The organism is Flavobacterium sp., from assembly GCF_025352425.1.
Lineage (GTDB): Bacteria > Bacteroidota > Bacteroidia > Flavobacteriales > Flavobacteriaceae > Flavobacterium.
Genome location: NZ_JANXTI010000026.1, coordinates 16,655 through 36,516, shown reverse-complemented (window position 1 = coordinate 36,516; position 19,862 = coordinate 16,655). Strand labels below are relative to the sequence as shown.

The following is a 19,862-nucleotide window of genomic DNA, read 5'->3' as shown; positions in this document are numbered from 1 at the left end:
AGAAACAAAAAAACCGCCGATCTTGCGAAAGGCGGTTTCTTTTATTTTTCTGAAATCTCTTTTCCTTTGTTGTCAAAGAAATGATATTCCAAATACGTGTAAGCGTCACGAGGTATGATTTTTACCCACTTTTTATGTTCAAAAAACCATTTTGAACGTAATGATGGAAAACCTTTTTTAAGGTATGCTGCCACAAAGGGATGCACATTTAGTGTTACCTTTTTATGGCCGTTGATAATTTTTTCAAGAGAGAAACCAATTTTATCTATAATCTGAATTGGCGCATCAACATCGCTCATCAGGTTATTTGGATTTTCTTCTCTTGTTTCAATATTTACTTCTGGTCTTACTCTTTGTCTTGTAATTTGGACTAATCCAAACTTACTCGGGGGTAAGATTTTGTGTTTGGCTTTATCATCGCTCATTTCATCCCTAAGGAAGTTGAACAACACTTGGCGATTGTCCGGATCTTTCATATCGATAAAATCGATAACGATAATTCCGCCCATATCACGAAGACGTAACTGTCTTGCGATTTCTGCGGCAGCTATCATATTTACTTCCAAAGCAGTATCTTCCTGATTGTTGGCTTTGTTAGAACGGTTTCCGCTATTCACGTCAATAACGTGCAAAGCTTCAGTATGTTCTATTATCAAATAAGCACCTTTACTCATCGATACTGTTCGTCCGAAAGAAGTTTTTATTTGTCTTTCGATATGATATTTCTCAAACAATTGCGTGTCTTTCGACTGATAAAATTTCACAATTTTTTGTTTCTCAGGAGCTATTTCGGCTAAATAGTCCTTTGTTTCCTGGTACAACTCTTCATCATCAATTTGGATACTGGTAAAAGTATCGTTAAATACATCTCTAAGTATGGAAGATGCTTTGTTTAGCTCTCCTAACACTTTGGATGGATGATGTGCAGTTGGTAATTTTTTACTCATTGCAGTCCATCTATTCATTAAGTTCTGCAAATCTTTTTCTAATTCGGCTATGTTTTTGCCTTCTGCTACTGTTCTCACAATAACACCGAAACCTCTTTGTTTGATTGATTGTACTAGTTTTTTAAGTCGGTCTTTTTCATCTTTGGATTCTATTTTTTGCGAAACAGAAACCCGGTCTGAAAAAGGCACTAAAACTAAAAATCGGCCAGCGAATGAAAGCTCACAGCTTATTCTTGGCCCTTTTGTAGAAATAGGTTCTTTTACTACTTGTACTAATATTGATTGATTGGCGGTCAGTATGTCTGCTACCGCACCATCTTTATCAATTTCTTTCTCAAACTGGAAGTTTTTTAGGGAAAAATCTTTTAGTTTACCTGCGCTTACAAGTTTTATGAATTTCAAATAAGAAGCAAAACTTGGACCTAAATCCTGATAATGTAAAAAGGCATCTTTTTCGTAGCCTACATTTACAAAAGCAGCGTTAAGTCCTGCAACCGGCTTCCTTATTTTGGCAATAAAAATATCGCCAACCTGGAAGTTGCTTGTTTCTTCTTGTTTGTGTAATTCAATTAGTTTTCCATCTTTTAATAAGGCAAAATCTACAGCGTCAGCACTAGATCTAATGATTAGTTCTTTATTCACTTTGTAAATTTTTATCCTGACTTTTAGTCGAAAATAAAAGTCAAAAGTTTTACAACTAATAACTCATAACTCATAACTAAATGTTAGGATGGATTAAACATTTTAACAGGTATTGTTTACCCGGTGAAATCTCTCGATTTCAATTTCAATGAACGTTTGTTAAAAAAAAGAAAAGTAGTTTAGAACTACTTTTTCTTTTTGTGTCGGTTAGCTCTCGCACGTTTTTTACGTTTGTGCGTTGCTACCTTATGTCTCTTTCTTTTTTTACCACTTGGCATACTAGGATGATTTTTGGTGATTAATAAATAAGTTATACCGCTACTTCAGTATTGGTTTTTATTGCCTCTACAAATACTTTTGCAGGTTTGAATGCTGGAATATTGTGTGCTGGGATTTTGATTGTCGTATTTTTTGAAATGTTTCTGCCAGTTTTTTCAGCTCTGGTTTTAATAATGAAGCTACCAAAACCTCTTAAATAAACATTGTCACCAGTTTCTAAAGAATTTTTCACTTCTTCCATAAACGCTTCAACTACTGCTTGAACATCACCTTTTTCAAGTCCTTTTCTTTCTGAAATCTTTGCTACGATATCTGCTTTCGTCATTTTCTTCGTATTTTATATTAATTATGTAATTTTTTTGAGGTTGCAAATATATGAATTAAAAAAACAATATTTCAAGCATAATCTATTAAAATTTAATCACATAAAGATTTATTTTTGCAATCCACAATTAGCCATGATTTTTCCTAACGCACTTATACAATGGTATTTACAAAACAAACGTGATTTGCCCTGGCGCAATGACACGAATCCGTATACTATTTGGCTCTCAGAAATCATGCTTCAACAAACGCGGGTTGCACAAGGATTACCCTATTTTTTGCGCTTTACAACAGCATTTCCCACGGTTTTTGATTTGGCTAGCGCCGATGAGGAAGAAGTATTAAAATTGTGGCAGGGTTTGGGCTATTATTCCCGAGCCAGAAATCTGCATAAAACAGCAAAAAAAATTGCCTTTGAGTTCAACGGAGAATTCCCGAAGACTTATGCAGCCTTATTGCATTTAAAAGGAATTGGCGAATATACAGCGGCAGCCATTGCTTCATTTGCCTATAATGAAAATGTTCCGGTAGTTGATGGCAATGTTTATCGCGTCCTGTCACGTTATTTTGAAGTAGAAACCGACATTTCATCGGCTGCAGCCAAAAAAGAATTTACACAATTAGCAGCAGATTTATTGCCAAAAGGCAAAGCCAATATATTCAACCAGGCCATAATGGAATTCGGCGCGTTGCAATGCGTTCCCAAAAATCCCGACTGTCGTGTTTGTGTTTTTAATGACAGCTGTTTGGCTTTGCAAAAGAAAAAAGTATCGCAGCTTCCGCTAAAATCTAAAAAAACTAAAGTAACGAAACGCTATTTTAATTATTTGGTTTTTTCGAACGAGAATAACGATACAATTATTAGTAAAAGAACTCAAAAAGGCATCTGGCATAATCTATACGAGTTTCCATTGATAGAAACCGAAAAAGCAGAAACCGATATAGCTGTCCTGGAATTAATTGAAAATCAAGACTTTCTCCAAAACAAGATTCTTGGAATTCAATTATATAATAATGAAAGCATCGTTCACAAACTTTCACACCAACATTTGGCAATTAAATTCTGGAAAGTTAAGGTAGAAGGAACACTTGACAACGGAATTGATTGTGAATCAGCCTCTAAATTTCCATTTCCAATTGTAATTTATAATTTTATTGAAAAAGAATGGCGCTGATTTTTAAAAAAGTAGTAAATTTGAAGGAAGCTAACTATTTAAAAAATGAATGGCACCTTAAATAAAGTAATGTTAATTGGTCATCTTGGTGACGAAGTAAAGATGCATTATTTTGAAGGTGGAAATTGTATTGGACGTTTCCCTTTGGCTACTAATGAAGTGTATATCAACAAGCAAACCAATGAAAAAATTACTTCTACCGAATGGCATAATTTAGTAGTGAGGAATAAAGCTGCCGAAATTTGTGAAAAGTATTTATCAAAAGGTGATAAAATATACGTTGAAGGCAGAATAAAATCGCGCCAATGGCAGGCTGAAGACGGTACTACAAAATACACAACCGAAATACAAGTTACTGAATTCACATTTTTGACTACCAAAAAAGAAGTTGACGGACTAAAAACAACACAACATTTAGAAACAAAAAGCACTACTTTTGAAGCACCAAGTCCGGCTGCTCCCGAAAATGATTTGCCGTTCTGATATTGTTTAACTAATCTTTACCTCATTGGACGCTGAGCCCAGTACTACTATTTTCGCCACTATTGATACCAACTTACTTTTTGGAATTATAGCTATTGCATTTCTTTTGTTTTGTTCTGCCATGGTTTCTGCTGCCGAAGTTGCTCTTTTTTCTCTAACGCAACAAGACTTAAACACCTTATCGGAAGAAGATTCTTCAAAAGCGAACCTGATTTCGAAACTCCTGCAACGGCCAAAGAAATTATTGGCAACGATATTGGTAGCAAACAATTTCAGCCATATCGGCGTTGTGATAATTTTTTCTTTTGTTGGAAATTCTCTCTTTGAAGCCATTGCTTCTCCGTTATTGAAATTTATTGTTGAGGTTTTATTGGTTACATTTCTTATTCTTTTGTTTGGCGAAGTTTTGCCCAAAATTTACGCCAGTAGAAACAACATAAAATTCTCAAAATTTGTTGCAAATCCAATGGTAGTTTTAGACAAACTGCTTTCCCCAATTAGCTTGCCAATGCGTTCGGTGAGTATTTATTTGCATGAAAAACTGGCAAAACAAAAATCAAATATTTCGGTCGATCAGTTATCTCAGGCATTAGGATTAACTTCTACAGAAGATACCACTACCGAAGAACAAAAGATATTGGAAGGCATCGTCTCGTTTGGAAATACAGATACAAAGCAAGTCATGAGCCCAAGAATTGATATTTTTGCACTCGAAATGGATGAAACTTTTGCAGAAATTTACCAAAAGATAGTTGACAAAGGCTATTCAAGAATTCCGATTTACAGGGAAAGCATCGATCATATTGAAGGCGTTTTGTTTGTTAAAGATTTGATTCCACATATTAATAAAAAGGAATTTGATTGGAATACACTGGTACGCGAGCCGTTTTTTGTTCCCGAAAACAAGAAGCTTGACGATTTGTTAAAAGAATTCCAAAGCAAAAAAAGTCATTTAGCCATCGTGGTTGATGAATATGGAGGAACCTCGGGATTGGTTTCGCTTGAAGATGTAATTGAAGAGATTGTGGGCGATATTTCGGATGAGTTTGATGATGAGAATTTAAATTTCTCCCAAATTGACGATAAGAATTACCTTTTTGAAGGGAAAATAAACCTCAAGGATTTTTACAGGATTGTTGATGTTGACGAAGAACTATTTGAAAATAAAAAAGGAGAAGCGGAAACAATGGCCGGATTTATATTAGAGATTTTAGGTAATTTTCCCAAAAAGGGACAGAAAATCCATTTTTCAAATTTGCTCTTCACGATTGAAGTTGTGGACAAAAAAAGAATAAAACAATTAAAAGTAACTCTTGAATAAATGAGAAGAACATTTGGTTTTCTTGCGGTAACGCTGTTGATTTTGGTTTCCGGCTGCAAAGATGAAGTGTTGCCAAAACCTGCAAGCCAGCTGCGATTGGATTATCCGGTTGCCAAATATGCTTTTTTTAGCAATCATTGTCCTTTTGAATTTGAAATCAATGAAAATGCCATTATCAAAGAAGATAAAAATTGTGGCTTTTCAATTCATTATCCAAAAATGAAAGCTACCATTTATCTGACGTATAAAACGGTGAACAATGACATCAATTTGTTGTTGAAGGATGCGCAAAAACTAACGTATGAACACGTTATAAAAGCGGATGATATTTTGGAACAACCCTATGTAAACAGCGAGAAAAAAGTATATGGAATGTTCTATCGCGTTGATGGAAATGCGGCAACAAATGCGCAGTTTTATGCTACGGATAGCATCAAACATTTTGTAACAGGTTCGATTTATTTTTATGCAAAGCCCAAGTTTGATTCAATTATGCCGGCGGCAGATTATGTCAAAAATGATATGCAGCGTTTACTTGAAACAATAAAGTGGAAATAAAAAAGGAACCCAATCGAGTTCCTTTTTACTTATGTTGAATAGATTATAACTATCCTTTTGTTTTCATTTCAGAAACTTTATACGTTTCGCCATCACCGGTAGTTTCAACGGCTTTAGTTAATTTTTCCGGAGTTAAAACCGCCGCATCAAATTCAACCGTTGCTTGTTTTTTATCAAAATCAACTGTGGCTTTTTGAACGCCATTCATTTTTGAAAGTTTTTCTTCAATTGTTCTCGCGCAGCCTATTGCACAAGTCATACCTTCAATCTTAAAACTTGCTATCTCGGGTTTTGTTGCAACAGCAATTTCTTTTTTAGTGTTAGTTTCCGCTGTTCCTGCAACAGGTTTGTTAGCAGTGTCTTTACAACTAAATAATAGGGTAGAAGCAATACCAAAAGTCAATAACGATTTGGTGAAATTCATAATTAAGATTTATTAGGGTGATTATTTTTAATCTTGAACAAAATTAGTAAAAAATAAAAGCTGTTATTCTTAAAATAATTACAAAATTTGAAGTCTTGTAAAAACCAGTATGAAAAGAGCTCATCCAAAAGTAATGAATTACAGAAAAAATTCAAGAGCGAATTACATATGACAAATAAAAATCAATAGCTATTTCCATATGAAATCACTACAATTAAAATGGATTATCCTGATAGCGCTGGCTCTGATTTGGGGAAGTTCTTTTATACTGATTAAAAAAGGATTGGACGGATTGAATCCGTTTCAATTGGGTTCCTTGCGGATAATCTTTTGCGCTGTTTTTCTATTGATAGTTGGTTTTAAGAGTTTGGCTTCAATTGCACAGCATCAGTGGAAATATATAGCGTTGACTTCCTTGTTTGGGACTTTTATTCCGGCCTATCTTTTCGCCATTGCAGAAACTAAAGTCAGTAGCTCTATTTGTTCAATATTGAATTCGCTGACGCCATTGAATACTTTAATTTTAGGCGCGATTGCTTTTGGACTGAACTTTAAGAGAAGCCAGATCTTTGGAATCATAATAGGATTAATAGGTACTGCAGTTTTGATTTTTAACGGAAAAGCTCAGGGCGTTTCAGAGGATTATTCGTATTCCGTTTTTGTGCTGATAGCGACAGTTTGTTATGCTACGAATGTCAATCTGATAAAAAGATACCTTTCCGATGTGAAGCCTTTGAGTATCACTACTGGAAATTTTTTAGTGATGTTGGTTCCTGCGATTGTGATTTTATGTTTTACGGATTTCAGTGCCAAAATGTATTTACCAGCAACGCATCAGGCAATGCTTTATGTTATGATTTTAGGAATAGTTGGAACGGGAGTTGCCAATGTGATTTTTTATAAACTGATACAAATTTCATCTCCAATCTTTGCTTCATCGGTTACTTATCTGATTCCGATTGTTGCCTGCTTATGGGGACTTTTGGATAACGAGATGCTCACGCCATTGCAGTTTTTAGGTGCATTCATCATTTTGATTGGTGTTTATCTGGCGAACAGAAAATAAAAAAGCCCCGATATACTCGAGGCTCTTTATATAAAATTATTTTATGAATTAAAGAAAATCAGCATCTGAAACTCCTTCGTTGATTTTTACATCACTCATTTTAATGTCCAATTCAAAACCAACATTCATGATAGTATTAAAAGGAACCTTAACTCCTTTTACCACTCTGTAATCGTTGAAGTTTGTTACTCTGGTCATTTTTTGTCCGCCTTGCTCTTCAGTAGAAGCTTCGGCAGTTTTTAAACCTGTTTTTACATCAAAATAATAAGTGGTATCGCCGTCAACAACTGCATACGAATCCGCTCCGTTCATTGGTTCAATTCCTGAAATCATTACGCCTTTTTTGGCTGCCAATAAGGTTTCATTGAATAAAATAGCATTCTCTTTCATCTTAGCAAGTTCATCACCTTCCATAACTTTTTTCTGCCCTTGTTGCATCATGTATGCGGTATTTCCGTTTACAACCTGCTTCATTATAGAACCCATTCCGGCCATAGCAAGTTCGACCATCATTCTTCCTTTGCTATCCATTTTTGAACTGTAAGACAAAGGCATTGGCGCCTGAGGAATTGTTGTTGAACCCACGTATGCAATAGATTTTACAGCTTTCACTGCTTTGTCACCACCAATGGCAGCGACATACGCGTCAATTACTGATTTTACTGTAACTCCTGCGGGAACCGGTTTTTTCATCGCTGGTTTCTCGGTTGGATTTCCGAATTTATCGAAATAGAACATCGGAATCTTTAATTTTTCCAGGCTTGAAATAACTTCTGAACCTTTTCCGGTAACTACAATACGCATATTATCAGCTAAGAAATATTTATTGGCTACTCTCATAATATCATCCGGTGTAACCGCATTGATATTTCTGATGTAGTTTTCGTAAAAATCAGTAGGCAAACCTTCTGTCTCAATATTCAAAGCGTAACGGGCAACTGTTGCCGGCTTTTCAACCTGCATTACAAAACGTCCGATGTAACCAGCTTTAACGCTGTTCAACATTTCGTCACTAACCTTTTCAGTTCTGATTCTGTTTAGTTCCATTAAAGATTGTACTACAGAACTATCCGTAACGGCATTTCTAACCTGAGCATTAGCTTTGAACTTGCTATAGATATTTTTGTCGAAACCAATGCTTGAACGGGCACCGTAAGTCCAGCCATGTTTTTCTCTCAAATTCATATTCATATAACTGTTGAAATCACCACCAAAAACCTGGTTCGCTAAAATTACAGGGAAATAATCAGCGTCAGACATTTTTAGGTTTACCGTGTTGATTAATGAGATTTCAGACTGAACCGCATTTGGCATGTCTATAAAGTTGATTTGTGCGTACTGAACATTAGTTGGATTAGAATATGTTAATCTTGGCGCAGTAGCTTTTGTCCATGAACCAAATAGTTTTTTAACATTTTTTTTCACGTCTTTTGTTTTCACATCACCAACGATTACTAAATAAGCGTGTTCGGGAACGAAGTAAGTAGCATAGTTGTTTTTTACATCAGCCAACGTAACATTGTTAATAGTTTCTTCCGATAAATATTCTCCTGACGGATGATTTTTACCATAAGCCAGAACGTTTTCAACTCTTCCCGCAACTACAGAAACATTTTTTTCCTGTGTTTTTAATCCTTCGATTAATTTGTCTTTTTCTTTATCAAATTCTTCCTGAGTGAAGTTTGGCATTAAAGCTCCTTCAGCCATTAACTCTAAAATTCTTTTCGAATATTTAGACAATCCATTGGCAGCAGCCCCTGAAGAATAGAAATTAATATCAGCTCCAAGAAAATCCACTTCTTCGTTGAAAGCATCCTTTGGGGTTTTTGTTGAACCGTTTCCGATTAAGCTGCTGCTTAAATCGTCAACACCTTTTTTATTTCCTTCAGCATACGGAGCATTGTCCATGCTTAAATTAAAGGAAACCCTTGGAAGCTTGTGGTTTTCAACTACTAAAACCTTTAATCCGTTTGGCAACGAAAAAGTTTCCGGTTTATTGATATTTATTTTTGGCGATGGGCCTGGTTTCGGTTGTGATCTGTCTTGTGCTTGCATAATAATAGTTAAAAACAAGCTTGATAAAAGTATAATTGATTTTTTCATTTTCGTAATTTATTTATTTTGCTTTGCTTGTTCGCCTTCGTTTGATTCAGCTTTGTCTTTTGCAGGAACGTAATCTAAAATCAAACGCTGATTCGGATTAAGATATTTTTTTGCTGCGTCTCTAATTTCCTCACGAGTAATAGAACGGTACATTTCGATTTCTGTATTGATAAGATTCACATCGCCGTATAATAGGTAGAAAGAAGCTAAGTTTTCGGCAACACCTTCAATACTTGAATTACTGTCTACGTAGTTACTTTCGTTGATGTTTTGTAATTTTTGAAAATCTTTTTCCGAAATCAAATCCTTTTGCATTTTCACAATTTCTTCATCAATTTCTCTGATTAAATCAGTTGATTTAAAATCTCCTTGTGGCATTCCGTAAAGGATGTACTGTCCATAATCTTCCTGGCTGTAGTTGAAAGCTCCAATCTGCAACGCCATTTTCTTATCGTCAACAATCTTTTTGTATAGTTTAGAACTTTTACCGCTGCTTAAATAAGTAGAAATCATATCAAGGATACGTGCATCACGTGTTTTCATTGATGGAGTTCTGTAGGCAGCAACAACCATTGGTTTTTGAATGTTAGCATCCTCGTAAGTTGCGTGGATTGTTTCTGTAATTGGCGCTTCTGTGAATGTTTGTTTGTGCAATTCGACACCTCTAGGAATTGGTCCGAAATATTTTTCAACCCAGGCTTTAGTCTGTGCGATGTCGATTTGACCTGCAACTACTAAAACTGCATTGTTTGGTGAATAGAATTTTTTGTTGAAAGCCTGAAACTCTTCCAGTTTTGAAGCATCTAAATGTGCCATAGAACCGATAGTTGCCCAACGGTAAGGGTGCACCTTAAACATGTTTTTCTTTACTTCGGCAATTAACTGACCGTAAGGCTGATTGTCAACACGAAGTCTTTTTTCTTCTTTTACTACTTCGTTTTGGGTATCAACACCAATTTGGTTGATAACAGGATGCATCAGTCTTTCTGATTCCATCCACAAACCTAACTCGGTGTTGTTCGAAGGGAAAACTTCGAAATAATACGTTCTGTCTTCCGATGTGTTGGCATTGTTTGTTCCTCCGTTTGACGTTACCGTTTTCATCCATTCACCACGTTTGATGTTTTCTGTTCCTTCAAACAATAAGTGTTCGAAGAAGTGTGCGAATCCTGTTCTTTCCGGACTTTCATCCTTTGAACCTACGTGATACATAACAGAGGTAATTACAACAGGTGCAGAAGGGTCATTGTGTAAAATTACATGAAGACCATTTGGCAGGTTGTATTCCTCAAAAGCGACCTTTTGGGCATGAGCTGTTCCTCCAAGCATAAGCATTGAACTTAAAGCGATTAATGAATTTTTCATAAAAAATTTAAATTTTTCAGTTGATTTTGTTGTTAGTAAACTAAGCTTAAATTTTGTTACACCAAAAGTAATTTATTTTATTTATATTCAACAATAATATGTGGATTTCTAAAACGTTACGTAACACTTTGACTGACAAGTTTAAACTTTTTTGCGGGAAGTGTTGTGTGGATAATAAATAGTCGTATATTTGCGCACTTAAAAAATTAACTAAACATTAATGTTATGTATGCAATCGTAGAGATAGCAGGGCAACAATTCAAAGTGAGCAAAGACTTAAAGGTTTATGTTAACCGTTTGACTAATGAAGAAGGTTCAAAAGTTTCTTTTGACAAAGTTCTTTTATTAGACGATAACGGTAGCATTACTTTAGGCGCCCCAGCTATAGAAGGTGCTTCAGTAGAAGCCAAAGTGTTATCACACTTAAAAGGAGATAAGGTAATCGTTTTCAAAAAGAAAAGAAGAAAAGGTTACAAGAAAAGAAATGGACACAGACAATACCTTACACAAATTGTGATTGAAGGTATATCTGCAACCGGTGGCAAAAAAGCAGCGAAAGCTGAAGCAGCTCCAAAAGCAGAAAAAGCTGTAGCAACGGAAGAAGTGGAAGCTCCTAAAAAAGCAAAAGCTCCTAAGGTAGAAAAAGCAGAGGAAGCAGCTCCAAAAAAAGCAGCAGCTCCAAAAGCTAAAAAAGAAGATACTCAAGAATAATAACAATATTTAAACTTATACGTCATGGCTCACAAGAAAGGTGTCGGTAGTTCTAAGAATGGTAGAGAATCAGAATCAAAACGTTTAGGCGTTAAGATTTATGGTGGTCAGGCTGCAATTGCAGGTAATATCATTGTTAGACAAAGAGGTTCTAAACACAATCCAGGGGAAAACGTTTACATGGGTAAAGATCATACTTTACATGCAAGGGTTGCTGGTGTAGTGAAATTCCAGAAAAAAGGTGATAATAAATCATTTGTTTCTGTGGTTGCTTTTGAAGCATAAGAACAACTCTTAATTATATACAAAACCCGATTCAATGAGTCGGGTTTTTTGTTTTTAGCCCTTCGACAAGCTCAGGGTGACACTTTAGACCTGTCAGGTTTTCGAAACCTGACAGGTCTTGGAAGTAAAATTTAAGACTACCAAGTCGTTCCCGGGAAAGACAAAGTTATTAATAAAAAAACCCTCGCAGTATGTGAGGGTTTTTCAGGGGCAAGCAGGGTGAATTACGGAAGTATTGTTTTATATCACTAGGCCTTTTACTAAGTTATACTCTGTGGAGTCCTGACCGTATTGGGATAGGACCATGTCCTTAATCCTTTTGGCCGTTGCTGAGAGTTGTTTGAAGCCATCTTTTCTTGCAGCGATTAACGGTTTGTATACGGCGAGTTTTTGTGATACTGTGGCGGTTGCCGTTGTTGCCTGGGTTAGTAAATCACGCATCGTTCGAAGTTTTATTTTCTCATTGATTGGTGCGTAATCTGTGCCGAATCCTGTTAAGAGTGTTATCATATCACTGAAGTAGATGATGCGGCTACCAAAGGAGTTTTCACAACGGCTGATGGTATTTTCAGTTGAGTTTTCGGTAACTGTTATCCTTCTTTGTCCTCTTATTTTGAGAACTAAAGCATGGACATCGTGATGTTGCTGGGAATCCTTTCCTAATCGACCTCGGATGTTGGCTCCTATCTGCGTAAGTATTTTTGAGATGGAATTAGTTTCCTTGTCAAAGAACTTGCGACGGTCGAATGCGGCTTTGGAATAATCGTAGTGTTTTGTTGTGTGTTCGTCCTGCACTAGGTGTAGTGCGGAAGTTTGGGTTTGAAAAGCTGCTGCTGTAAGTGCTGCATCACCTGGGTCGAAACCGGTGAACGTGTTTAGGTACTCAATTAATTTTTCCCCTTCTGTTAAACGTGAGCTAAAGGAAACTCTGGATTTTGAATTCATGACTATATTTTTTATTGGTTACTAATATTACCATAAAAACAAAGTGCGTGCCACAATTGTAATAATGTTCTTCCTAATGCAAATTTTAATTTAATCTTAAGAATTGGCTGTTGGCATTAATACTCACGAGACCCCAATTATAAAGGGTGGAATAGCATTTACAAAGTCAGGAAGCTGATTAATAAACTCAGGAGGTGTATTCATAAGATCAGGAGGATGATTTATAAACTCAGGAGGCGTGTTTACAAACTCAGGAAGTGTATTTATCAATTCAGGAGATGCGTTTATGAAATCAGGAAGTGCATTTATACGTTCAGGAGGCGTGTTTACGGATTCAGGAGGTGCATTTACAAAATGGGGTGTAGGGCTTATGGGGTAAGGGATTGGGGTGGTTTTTGGAGTTAATTACCACACGAAAGGATTCGTGCGGTAGCGGGGGGGTTAATTTGATTTGATTTTTTTTGCTCCGAAGTTCTTACACTTTAGAGAACTGATATTATTTTTATCAAATTATTTAGTTATTATTTTTTTATTTATCCGGTCAATTCTTCCTTGATAGTTAGATTTAGTGCCGTCATTAAGATTAAATGAAATAGCCATTTTACAAACAGTTATCGCTTTTTCATATTCTCCTAATTCCGTAAGTAAAGTTGCGTAATGTTCAAATGCTGTAATTCTTGGTAAATCTTCTTTAAAATGTTCTCTTAATTTTAATTCAAATACAGGATATTCTTCAAAATAGATCTCCCCAAATTTCAAGCATAGTTGTTGATAATATTCGTCACTTCTTAATTTGTACGTATCTCTTATAATTGATTGAAGTAAAAAATGCCGATTACTAGCTCTTGTTTCTAATTTTGTAACACTTAACATTTTTTTTAAATCTCCAGAACAATATGCCCAATAAACTTTATCCCAGCCATTTTTTTCCTCTGTTGATGTCATAGTTAGTTTTTGTTTTAAATGATTTACTTATACAAAGATATGATTCGTGAGGCTTTGCCCAGCTGGTGACATATTTAAGTGTTTGCTAAATTATAAAAAAATATAATTAATATAATTTATAAAATTAGATAAGTAGTAAAAACAAAAAACCCTCACATCGCTGAGAGGGTTTTCTATAATATAGTTAAGATTGCTTCGTTCCTCGCAATGACGAGTTTGGGGATTCGGAATGACAAAGGGGAAAGTGTGGAATGGTTTAAAACAAAAACCCTCACATCACTGCAAGGGTTTCTTTTATTATATGTCCTTTGGAGCCCTTTGACAGCCCTTCGACAAGCTCGGGGTGACAGCCGGGTGACAATGTGCTTATTAGTATCTGTAATACTCCGGCTTGTATGGTCCTTGAACGTCAACACCAATATAAGCAGCCAGCGCCCAATGAAATGCGTTGCACACCTGTCAGGTTTCTAAAACCTGACAGGTCTCACGATATTAAATAATCAAAAAACCCTCACATTACTGCAAGGGTTTCTTTTATTATATGTCCTTTGGAGCCCTTCGACAAGCTCAGGGTGACAGCCGGGTGACAATGTGCTTATTAGTATCTGTAATACTCCGGCTTGTATGGTCCTTGAACGTCAACACCAATATAAGCAGCCTGCTCATCATTTAATGTTTCCAGTTCAACGCCTAGTTTAGCTAAGTGTAAAGCTGCTACTTTTTCATCTAAATGTTTTGGTAACATATACACTTCGTTTTTGTAAGCTGAAGTGTTTGTCCATAACTCTAACTGCGCCAAAGTCTGGTTGGTGAATGAGTTACTCATTACAAAACTTGGGTGGCCAGTTGCACAACCTAAGTTTACCAAACGACCCTCGGCAAGGATGATGATATCCTTTCCTGCGATAGTATATTTGTCAACCTGTGGTTTGATTTCAATTTTTGAGTGACCGTGGTTTTGGTTTAACCAAGCCATGTCAATTTCGTTATCGAAGTGACCAATGTTACAAACGATAGTCTTGTCTTTCATTTGCTCGAAGTGGCTTCCCATAACGATATCCTTGTTTCCTGTAGTGGTGATGATGATATCAGCATTTCCAACAACAGTATTTAATTTCTTCACTTCAAAACCGTCCATAGCGGCCTGTAAAGCACAGATAGGATCAATTTCGGTAACCGTAACGATAGAACCTGCACCACGGAAAGAAGCCGCAGTTCCTTTACCAACGTCACCGTATCCGCAAACTACTACTCTTTTCCCAGCCAACATAAGGTCGGTTGCTCTTCTGATAGCATCAACCGCCGATTCCTTACATCCGTATTTGTTGTCAAATTTCGATTTGGTAACCGAGTCATTTACGTTGATAGCCGGCATGAATAAGGTGCCGTTTTTCATTCTTTCGTATAGTCTGTGAACTCCGGTAGTAGTTTCTTCTGATAATCCTTTGATTCCTGGGATTAATTCCGGGTAACGGTCGAAAACCATATTGGTTAAATCGCCGCCATCATCCAAAATCATGTTTAATGGCTGTCTGTCTTCACCAAAGAATAAGGTTTGCTCAATACACCAGTCGAAAGACTCTTCGTCAAGACCTTTCCAGGCATACACCTGGATTCCCGCAGCAGCGATAGCAGCAGCAGCCTGATCCTGTGTTGAGAAAATGTTACATGATGACCAGGTAACTTCAGCCCCAAGAGCGATTAATGTTTCAATAAGAACGGCGGTCTGGATTGTCATGTGAAGACATCCGGCGATACGTGCACCTTTCAATGGTTGGTTTGCGCCATATTCAGCGCGAAGCGCCATTAGACCCGGCATTTCAGCTTCTGCCAATTCAATTTCTTTTCTTCCCCAAGCTGCAAGGTTAATATCCTTAACTTTGTAAGCTACAAAAGGTAATGTTTGTGTACTCATCTATTATGTATATTTGTGTTTTTAAATTCTGGCGCAAAATTACGACATAGGTTTTGATTTTAATAATTTATTTTCAAAATTATGAAATGCTTACTCCTTTAATCTTTTGAAAAACAGCAAAATACTAAATGCCATTACATAAAGTCATATCGTTGTCACCCAACACGAAACTGTATCTTTGGAAGATTACCGAGGATATCGGTTTTTTTTTGGAAAATGTAAAGTTAAAAGATAGCTCGCTGCAACGCATTGAGGGAATGAAATCGGAAGAACATAAGAAAGGATTTTTGGCGGTAAGGATGTTGCTTCAGCATAATGACTACACCGATTTTGATTTGTATTATGATGAGTTTGGGAAGCCGCATTTGAAGGAAGGAAGCAAGAAGCAAGAAGCTCCTTCCAACTTCCATAGAACTTCATATCTCTATTTCGCATTCGCATGATTTTTCCGCATTGGTAATTAGTGAACAAAAAGTGGGCTTTGATATGGAAATCCTAAAGGACAAAACACTTAAGTTGGCGCCACGTTATATGGATGTTTCGCATCTGGCAAACCTAAACAAAGAAGACGAACTGATAAAGGCTACGGTTGTTTGGGGCATTAAGGAATCAGTTTTTAAAATCAAGAATGAAATAGGAATTAGCTTTAAGGACCACATTTTTGAGGATGATTTTGATTTAGTTGATAGGAAATGTGGCGTTTCGTTGGAGTTCAATGATAAAACCGAACGATTTGAGGCGGTGTTTGATTTGATTGAGAACTATGTGTTTGTCTGTGTTTTTTACTCCGTACCGTTCGGCTTCGCCTCGGGTGAAAAGAAAGAAGAGTAAAGATAAAAGAGTAAAGAAGAAAGAAAAAGACGCTGTTAAACATCAAATGACGATATACCAAGAATTACTTAATTCCAAACAGAAAAACCAAAAGCTACTTGCTATTTTAATCGATCCTGATAAAGTAGCAACGGAAGCTGTTCCGGTGTTGGCAGAAAAAATAAAGCAGTCGCCGGCAACGCATATTTTTGTTGGTGGGAGTTCGTTTGATGGGCATCATCTTGATGAAATCATTGTTGGACTAAAGGAAAGGATAGCATTACCTATATTGCTTTTTCCCGGAAACCCATCGCAGATATCGGCGGAAGCGGATGGCATTTTATACCTGATGCTGCTTTCGGGAAGGAATCCGGATTATCTGGTGGAGTATCAGATTGACGCTGTTCCGATTTTGGAAAAAACCAATCTGGAAGTAATTTCTACAGGCTATCTTTTGATAGAAAGCGGAAGCGAAACGGCGGTAGAACGTGTGAGCAAAACGAAGCCTTTATCGATATCCAATATCGAATACATTTCTCAAACCGCTAAAGCAGGGGAATTCATTGGCAATAAACTTATTTATCTCGAAGCGGGTAGCGGTGCTCAAAATGCGGTACCGTTGAAAATCATAAAAAGCGTTTCGGAACGGATTTCGGTACCGTTGCTTGTTGGCGGTGGAATTCGTTCGAAGAAACAGATTGAGGATGCTTATGCTGCAGGTGCGGATTTGGTTGTGATTGGAACGGCGTTTGAAAACGATTTAAACTTTTTTGACTGATGTTCGACTTCCTGTTTGACCAATATAAGGACTATCCACCGCATGACATTGTACTTGAAGTAAGCGCGATACTGTTTGGTTTATTGAGCGTTAGGTATGCGAAGAATAATAATATTTGGGTTTTTCCAACAGGGATAATCAATACCGCGATTTATGTGTATTTGCTATGGAAATGGTCGTTGCTTGGCGACATGATGATTAATTTTTATTATGTGGTGATGAGTATTTATGGTTGGTATACCTGGACGAGGAAGAAGGAAGAAGGAATTAAGTTTCCGATTTCGCGAATGACTTTGTCAGAAAAGAAATGGTCTTTGCTAATTTTTGTGTTAACCATCGGTTTTGTGGTAGTTGTTTACACATTTTTTGATAAATTTACCCACTGGACATCGTATGTCGATACATTAGTCACCGGAATTTTCTTTGTGGCGATGTGGCAAATGGCGCGGCGGAAAATCGAGAACTGGATTTTATGGATTATTGGTGATGTTATTTCGATTCCGATGTATTATTACAAGGGATATTCGTTTACGAGCATCCAATATTTAATTTTTACAATAATTGCCGTATTTGGTTATATTGAATGGAAGAAAACGTTACAACGAAAGAAAATTTAGCGAAACACCACGGTTTTACAGCAGCAGACTTTGAACAAATCAAAGGTTTGGGTATTTCGCTGGACAAAATCGAAGGTGAACTTTTGTTGTTTCAGATGGGGATTCCGAAGATTACACTCGAAAGACCCGCTAAAATAGATGACGGTATTAGAAAATTGTCACATGATGAATTTCAAAAGCACGCACAATTTTTTGACACACAAAAGCCCGGACTGAAGCTCAAGAAATTTGTTCCGGCATCGGGTGCAGCGAGCAGAATGTTTAAGTTTTTAAGCGAATTCTTAATTGACTTCGACCACGATAACGAAACCATAAATGCTTATATCAATAGGAAAAAGGACAAAAACCTGCCAATCTTCCTAGCCGGAATTGAAAAGTTCCCTTTTTATGACAAGATAAAGGCGAGCCTGAAAACCCTTTACTCAGATTATTACTCCCTGGAAAGCCATGAGAAAAGCTACCGGTTTATTAACGCGATGCTGTCACCGAAGCATTTTGATTTTTGCAATAAACCAAAAGGGGTACTGGATTTCCACAAATACGGGACAGAGATTGCAACTCCGGCCGAAGAACATCTGAACGAATGTGCTTTTTATGCGAGCTCGAATTCGGTTTCGCATTTGCATTTTACCGTTTCGGATCACGATGAAGATTTATTTCAGACAATAATTGATCGGGTAAAACACAAAGTGGAAGAGAAATCTAAAACCACTGTTCACGTTAGCTATTCCAATCAGGACAGCAGTACAGATACGATAGCGGTTGCTTCTAATAACGAGCCATTCCGCAATGAAAATGGGCAATTGGTTTTTCGTCCCGGCGGTCATGGCGCGCTTATCAATAACCTGAATAATCTTGACGCCGATGTAATTTTCATCAAAAACATTGATAATGTTATCCAGAATCATATTCAAGAAATTGCGTTGTATAAGAAGGCATTGGCGGGAGTGTTGATTGATTTGCAGCAACAAGGTTTTAAAATTCTGAAAGCGGTAGATAATAATGAAGTGTCTGCACAGAACATTCCCGAAATCATGAATTTCATGGAACAAAAACTGAACATTGATATCCTGGAAGATTTTTGCAAATATTCAATCAAGAACAAATTAGAGTTTATAAAAGACAAATTAAACCGTCCGATCAGGGTTTGCGGAATGGTCAAAAATGAAGGCGAGCCCGGCGGTGGCCCATTTTGGGTAAAAAGTTATAAAGGCAATGTTTCGCTGCAAATTGTAGAGAGCTCTCAGGTAGATACGCATAATACAGAGCAGGCACAAATTTTGGCGAAAGCCACGCATTTTAATCCCGTAGATTTGGTTTGTGGTACTAAGAATTATCTCGGCGAAAAGTTTGATTTAACGCAATATGTAGATCAAAGTACCGGATTTATTGTGTCAAAAAACAAAAACGGCAAAGAACTGAAAGGATATGAACTGCCTGGGCTATGGAATGGTGGAATGGCAAAATGGATTACCGTTTTTGTTGAAGTGCCATTGCTTACTTTTAATCCCGTGAAAACAGTCAACGATTTGCTAAAACCTGCACATCAATCCCAAAATGGAAACTGAAAGAATTATTGCTGAACTAACTTTTAAAGCTGTCAGAAGCTCTGGTCCCGGCGGACAAAATGTAAACAAGGTTTCTTCCAAAGTAGTATTGACTTTTGATTTGAATAATTCTCAGGCATTGGATGAGGTTGAAAAAGCATTAATCGAAACCAAATTAGCGAGCAAATTAACAATAGAAAACTTGCTGATTTTAAACTGTGACGAGGACAGGAGCCAGCTTAAAAACAAGGCAATCATCACTAAACGTTTTGTAGAATTAATAGAAAAATCCTTAATCGTTCCCAAGAAAAGAAAGGTGACAAAAGTCCCAAAATCGGTAGTCGAAAAAAGATTAAAAGACAAATCTGTGGTTTCTGAAATTAAGGAAAACCGAAAGAAGCCTAAGTTGTAGTATTAAGTACAAAGTATTAAGTACAAAGTATTAACTATTAAGTCATGTAAAAATCTTAATACTTAATACTCCAATCTTAATACTTTCTTTATATTTGCCCTGTCTCAAAAGGGGTGCTCTAAATAACGAGCTGAGATTATACCCAATGAACTTAGAACAGGTAATGCTGTTTAAGGATTTGACAAAAAACTAAGTGCACTTTAGTTTGAG

General features: G+C 36.7%; 22 protein-coding genes and 1 riboswitch. Of the genes, 14 read left to right on the top strand and 8 right to left on the bottom strand.

Annotated features, from left to right (window positions below; all coding sequences use genetic code 11):
• Positions 1 to 41: 41 nt before the first annotated feature.
• Together Q0Q99_RS03055 and Q0Q99_RS03050 are read right to left on the bottom strand one after the other, a co-directional pair.
• A complete protein-coding gene (locus Q0Q99_RS03055) occupies positions 42 to 1,589 on the bottom strand; it encodes a ribonuclease E/G (RefSeq protein WP_293891263.1) in 1,548 nt (515 codons plus the stop codon).
• A gap of 310 nt (positions 1,590 to 1,899) precedes the next feature.
• Positions 1,900 to 2,193 (bottom strand): HU family DNA-binding protein, encoded by a 294-nt coding sequence (locus tag Q0Q99_RS03050; protein WP_293891260.1) that lies wholly within the window; start codon positions 2,191 to 2,193, stop codon positions 1,900 to 1,902.
• Between the two features lie 133 nt (positions 2,194 to 2,326).
• On the opposite strand from Q0Q99_RS03050, the gene mutY reads away from it, so the two are divergent.
• Genes mutY through gldD form a run of 4 tightly spaced genes read left to right on the top strand, consistent with a single transcriptional unit; the run spans position 2,327 to position 5,729 of the window.
• Positions 2,327 to 3,367, top strand: coding sequence for an A/G-specific adenine glycosylase (gene mutY, locus Q0Q99_RS03045; RefSeq protein ID WP_293891257.1), 1,041 nt, complete (start codon positions 2,327 to 2,329; stop codon positions 3,365 to 3,367).
• Between the two features lie 45 nt (positions 3,368 to 3,412).
• The gene (locus Q0Q99_RS03040) at positions 3,413 to 3,850 is read left to right on the top strand and encodes a single-stranded DNA-binding protein (protein WP_293891254.1); all 438 of its coding nucleotides are present in this window, start codon (positions 3,413 to 3,415) and stop codon (positions 3,848 to 3,850) included.
• A gap of 25 nt (positions 3,851 to 3,875) precedes the next feature.
• A complete protein-coding gene (locus Q0Q99_RS03035) occupies positions 3,876 to 5,171 on the top strand; it encodes a gliding motility-associated protein GldE (protein WP_293891251.1) in 1,296 nt (431 codons plus the stop codon).
• Complete coding sequence (gene gldD / locus Q0Q99_RS03030; protein WP_293891248.1) at positions 5,172 to 5,729, top strand: gliding motility lipoprotein GldD; 558 nt, start codon at positions 5,172 to 5,174, stop codon at positions 5,727 to 5,729.
• Positions 5,730 to 5,778: 49 nt separating this feature from the next.
• On the opposite strand, the gene Q0Q99_RS03025 is transcribed toward gldD, so the two are convergent.
• Positions 5,779 to 6,153 (bottom strand): heavy metal-associated domain-containing protein, encoded by a 375-nt coding sequence (locus tag Q0Q99_RS03025; protein ID WP_293891245.1) that lies wholly within the window; start codon positions 6,151 to 6,153, stop codon positions 5,779 to 5,781.
• 199 nt (positions 6,154 to 6,352) lie between these two features.
• On the opposite strand from Q0Q99_RS03025, the gene Q0Q99_RS03020 reads away from it, so the two are divergent.
• A complete protein-coding gene (locus tag Q0Q99_RS03020) occupies positions 6,353 to 7,219 on the top strand; it encodes a DMT family transporter (protein ID WP_293891242.1) in 867 nt (288 codons plus the stop codon).
• Between the two features lie 48 nt (positions 7,220 to 7,267).
• Here the strand turns inward: Q0Q99_RS03020 and Q0Q99_RS03015 are convergent, their stop codons facing one another.
• Together Q0Q99_RS03015 and Q0Q99_RS03010 are read right to left on the bottom strand one after the other, a co-directional pair.
• Positions 7,268 to 9,322 (bottom strand): pitrilysin family protein, encoded by a 2,055-nt coding sequence (locus Q0Q99_RS03015; protein ID WP_293891239.1) that lies wholly within the window; start codon positions 9,320 to 9,322, stop codon positions 7,268 to 7,270.
• A gap of 9 nt (positions 9,323 to 9,331) precedes the next feature.
• On the bottom strand, positions 9,332 to 10,687 hold the full coding sequence (locus tag Q0Q99_RS03010; protein ID WP_293891236.1) for a pitrilysin family protein: 1,356 nt from the start codon (positions 10,685 to 10,687) through the stop codon (positions 9,332 to 9,334).
• A gap of 225 nt (positions 10,688 to 10,912) precedes the next feature.
• Here Q0Q99_RS03010 and rplU point away from each other — a divergent pair, with 225 nt between their 5' ends.
• Positions 10,913 to 11,398 (top strand): 50S ribosomal protein L21, encoded by a 486-nt coding sequence (rplU, locus tag Q0Q99_RS03005; RefSeq protein ID WP_293891233.1) that lies wholly within the window; start codon positions 10,913 to 10,915, stop codon positions 11,396 to 11,398.
• A 24-nt stretch (positions 11,399 to 11,422) separates the two neighbouring features.
• On the top strand, positions 11,423 to 11,683 hold the full coding sequence (gene rpmA, locus Q0Q99_RS03000) for a 50S ribosomal protein L27 (RefSeq protein ID WP_293891230.1): 261 nt from the start codon (positions 11,423 to 11,425) through the stop codon (positions 11,681 to 11,683).
• Between the two features lie 240 nt (positions 11,684 to 11,923).
• Here the strand turns inward: rpmA and Q0Q99_RS02995 are convergent, their stop codons facing one another.
• Positions 11,924 to 12,478: a hypothetical protein gene (locus Q0Q99_RS02995; protein ID WP_293891227.1), complete on the bottom strand. Its 555-nt coding sequence runs from the start codon at positions 12,476 to 12,478 to the stop codon at positions 11,924 to 11,926.
• A gap of 388 nt (positions 12,479 to 12,866) precedes the next feature.
• On the opposite strand from Q0Q99_RS02995, the gene Q0Q99_RS02990 reads away from it, so the two are divergent.
• On the top strand, positions 12,867 to 13,007 hold the full coding sequence (locus tag Q0Q99_RS02990) for a hypothetical protein (RefSeq protein ID WP_293891224.1): 141 nt from the start codon (positions 12,867 to 12,869) through the stop codon (positions 13,005 to 13,007).
• A gap of 131 nt (positions 13,008 to 13,138) precedes the next feature.
• Here the strand turns inward: Q0Q99_RS02990 and Q0Q99_RS02985 are convergent, their stop codons facing one another.
• On the bottom strand, positions 13,139 to 13,573 hold the full coding sequence (locus Q0Q99_RS02985) for a hypothetical protein (RefSeq protein WP_293891221.1): 435 nt from the start codon (positions 13,571 to 13,573) through the stop codon (positions 13,139 to 13,141).
• A 598-nt stretch (positions 13,574 to 14,171) separates the two neighbouring features.
• Positions 14,172 to 15,488, bottom strand: a complete 1,317-nt coding sequence (gene ahcY, locus Q0Q99_RS02980; protein WP_293891218.1) for an adenosylhomocysteinase — start codon at positions 15,486 to 15,488, stop codon at positions 14,172 to 14,174.
• A gap of 128 nt (positions 15,489 to 15,616) precedes the next feature.
• On the opposite strand from ahcY, the gene Q0Q99_RS02975 reads away from it, so the two are divergent.
• From Q0Q99_RS02975 to arfB, 6 genes are read left to right on the top strand one after another with little or no spacing between them, the layout of a single operon-like run.
• Positions 15,617 to 15,931 (top strand): hypothetical protein, encoded by a 315-nt coding sequence (locus Q0Q99_RS02975; RefSeq protein WP_293891215.1) that lies wholly within the window; start codon positions 15,617 to 15,619, stop codon positions 15,929 to 15,931.
• Positions 15,932 to 15,974: 43 nt separating this feature from the next.
• Positions 15,975 to 16,319 (top strand): hypothetical protein, encoded by a 345-nt coding sequence (locus Q0Q99_RS02970; RefSeq protein WP_293891212.1) that lies wholly within the window; start codon positions 15,975 to 15,977, stop codon positions 16,317 to 16,319.
• A 46-nt stretch (positions 16,320 to 16,365) separates the two neighbouring features.
• A complete protein-coding gene (locus Q0Q99_RS02965) occupies positions 16,366 to 17,076 on the top strand; it encodes a geranylgeranylglyceryl/heptaprenylglyceryl phosphate synthase (RefSeq protein WP_293891209.1) in 711 nt (236 codons plus the stop codon).
• A complete protein-coding gene (pnuC, locus tag Q0Q99_RS02960) occupies positions 17,076 to 17,693 on the top strand; it encodes a nicotinamide riboside transporter PnuC (RefSeq protein WP_293891206.1) in 618 nt (205 codons plus the stop codon). The genes Q0Q99_RS02965 and pnuC overlap by 1 nt, the downstream gene beginning before the upstream one ends.
• On the top strand, positions 17,660 to 19,261 hold the full coding sequence (locus tag Q0Q99_RS02955; protein ID WP_293891203.1) for a DUF4301 family protein: 1,602 nt from the start codon (positions 17,660 to 17,662) through the stop codon (positions 19,259 to 19,261). Before pnuC ends, Q0Q99_RS02955 begins: the two co-directional genes overlap by 34 nt.
• The gene (gene arfB / locus Q0Q99_RS02950; protein ID WP_293891200.1) at positions 19,251 to 19,652 is read left to right on the top strand and encodes an alternative ribosome rescue aminoacyl-tRNA hydrolase ArfB; all 402 of its coding nucleotides are present in this window, start codon (positions 19,251 to 19,253) and stop codon (positions 19,650 to 19,652) included. The genes Q0Q99_RS02955 and arfB overlap by 11 nt, the downstream gene beginning before the upstream one ends.
• A gap of 99 nt (positions 19,653 to 19,751) precedes the next feature.
• Positions 19,752 to 19,846, top strand: a riboswitch (TPP riboswitch).
• Positions 19,847 to 19,862 lie beyond the last annotated feature (16 nt).

What these genes read in the sequence shown, in the direction of transcription:
- Q0Q99_RS03050 (WP_293891260.1), bottom strand. Translation starts at nt 2,193, where the DNA reads ATGACGAAAGCAGATATCGTAGCAAAGATTTCAGAAAGAAAAGGACTT.
- mutY (WP_293891257.1), top strand. Translation starts at nt 2,327, where the DNA reads ATGATTTTTCCTAACGCACTTATACAATGGTATTTACAAAACAAACGT.
- Q0Q99_RS03040 (WP_293891254.1), top strand. Translation starts at nt 3,413, where the DNA reads ATGAATGGCACCTTAAATAAAGTAATGTTAATTGGTCATCTTGGTGAC.
- gldD (WP_293891248.1), top strand. Translation starts at nt 5,172, where the DNA reads ATGAGAAGAACATTTGGTTTTCTTGCGGTAACGCTGTTGATTTTGGTT.
- Q0Q99_RS03025 (WP_293891245.1), bottom strand. Translation starts at nt 6,153, where the DNA reads ATGAATTTCACCAAATCGTTATTGACTTTTGGTATTGCTTCTACCCTA.
- Q0Q99_RS03020 (WP_293891242.1), top strand. Translation starts at nt 6,353, where the DNA reads ATGAAATCACTACAATTAAAATGGATTATCCTGATAGCGCTGGCTCTG.
- Q0Q99_RS03015 (WP_293891239.1), bottom strand. Translation starts at nt 9,322, where the DNA reads ATGAAAAAATCAATTATACTTTTATCAAGCTTGTTTTTAACTATTATT.
- Q0Q99_RS03010 (WP_293891236.1), bottom strand. Translation starts at nt 10,687, where the DNA reads ATGAAAAATTCATTAATCGCTTTAAGTTCAATGCTTATGCTTGGAGGA.
- rplU (WP_293891233.1), top strand. Translation starts at nt 10,913, where the DNA reads ATGTATGCAATCGTAGAGATAGCAGGGCAACAATTCAAAGTGAGCAAA.
- rpmA (WP_293891230.1), top strand. Translation starts at nt 11,423, where the DNA reads ATGGCTCACAAGAAAGGTGTCGGTAGTTCTAAGAATGGTAGAGAATCA.
- Q0Q99_RS02985 (WP_293891221.1), bottom strand. Translation starts at nt 13,573, where the DNA reads ATGACATCAACAGAGGAAAAAAATGGCTGGGATAAAGTTTATTGGGCA.
- ahcY (WP_293891218.1), bottom strand. Translation starts at nt 15,488, where the DNA reads ATGAGTACACAAACATTACCTTTTGTAGCTTACAAAGTTAAGGATATT.
- Q0Q99_RS02975 (WP_293891215.1), top strand. Translation starts at nt 15,617, where the DNA reads ATGCCATTACATAAAGTCATATCGTTGTCACCCAACACGAAACTGTAT.
- Q0Q99_RS02970 (WP_293891212.1), top strand. Translation starts at nt 15,975, where the DNA reads ATGGAAATCCTAAAGGACAAAACACTTAAGTTGGCGCCACGTTATATG.
- Q0Q99_RS02965 (WP_293891209.1), top strand. Translation starts at nt 16,366, where the DNA reads ATGACGATATACCAAGAATTACTTAATTCCAAACAGAAAAACCAAAAG.
- pnuC (WP_293891206.1), top strand. Translation starts at nt 17,076, where the DNA reads ATGTTCGACTTCCTGTTTGACCAATATAAGGACTATCCACCGCATGAC.
- Q0Q99_RS02955 (WP_293891203.1), top strand. Translation starts at nt 17,660, where the DNA reads ATGGAAGAAAACGTTACAACGAAAGAAAATTTAGCGAAACACCACGGT.
- arfB (WP_293891200.1), top strand. Translation starts at nt 19,251, where the DNA reads ATGGAAACTGAAAGAATTATTGCTGAACTAACTTTTAAAGCTGTCAGA.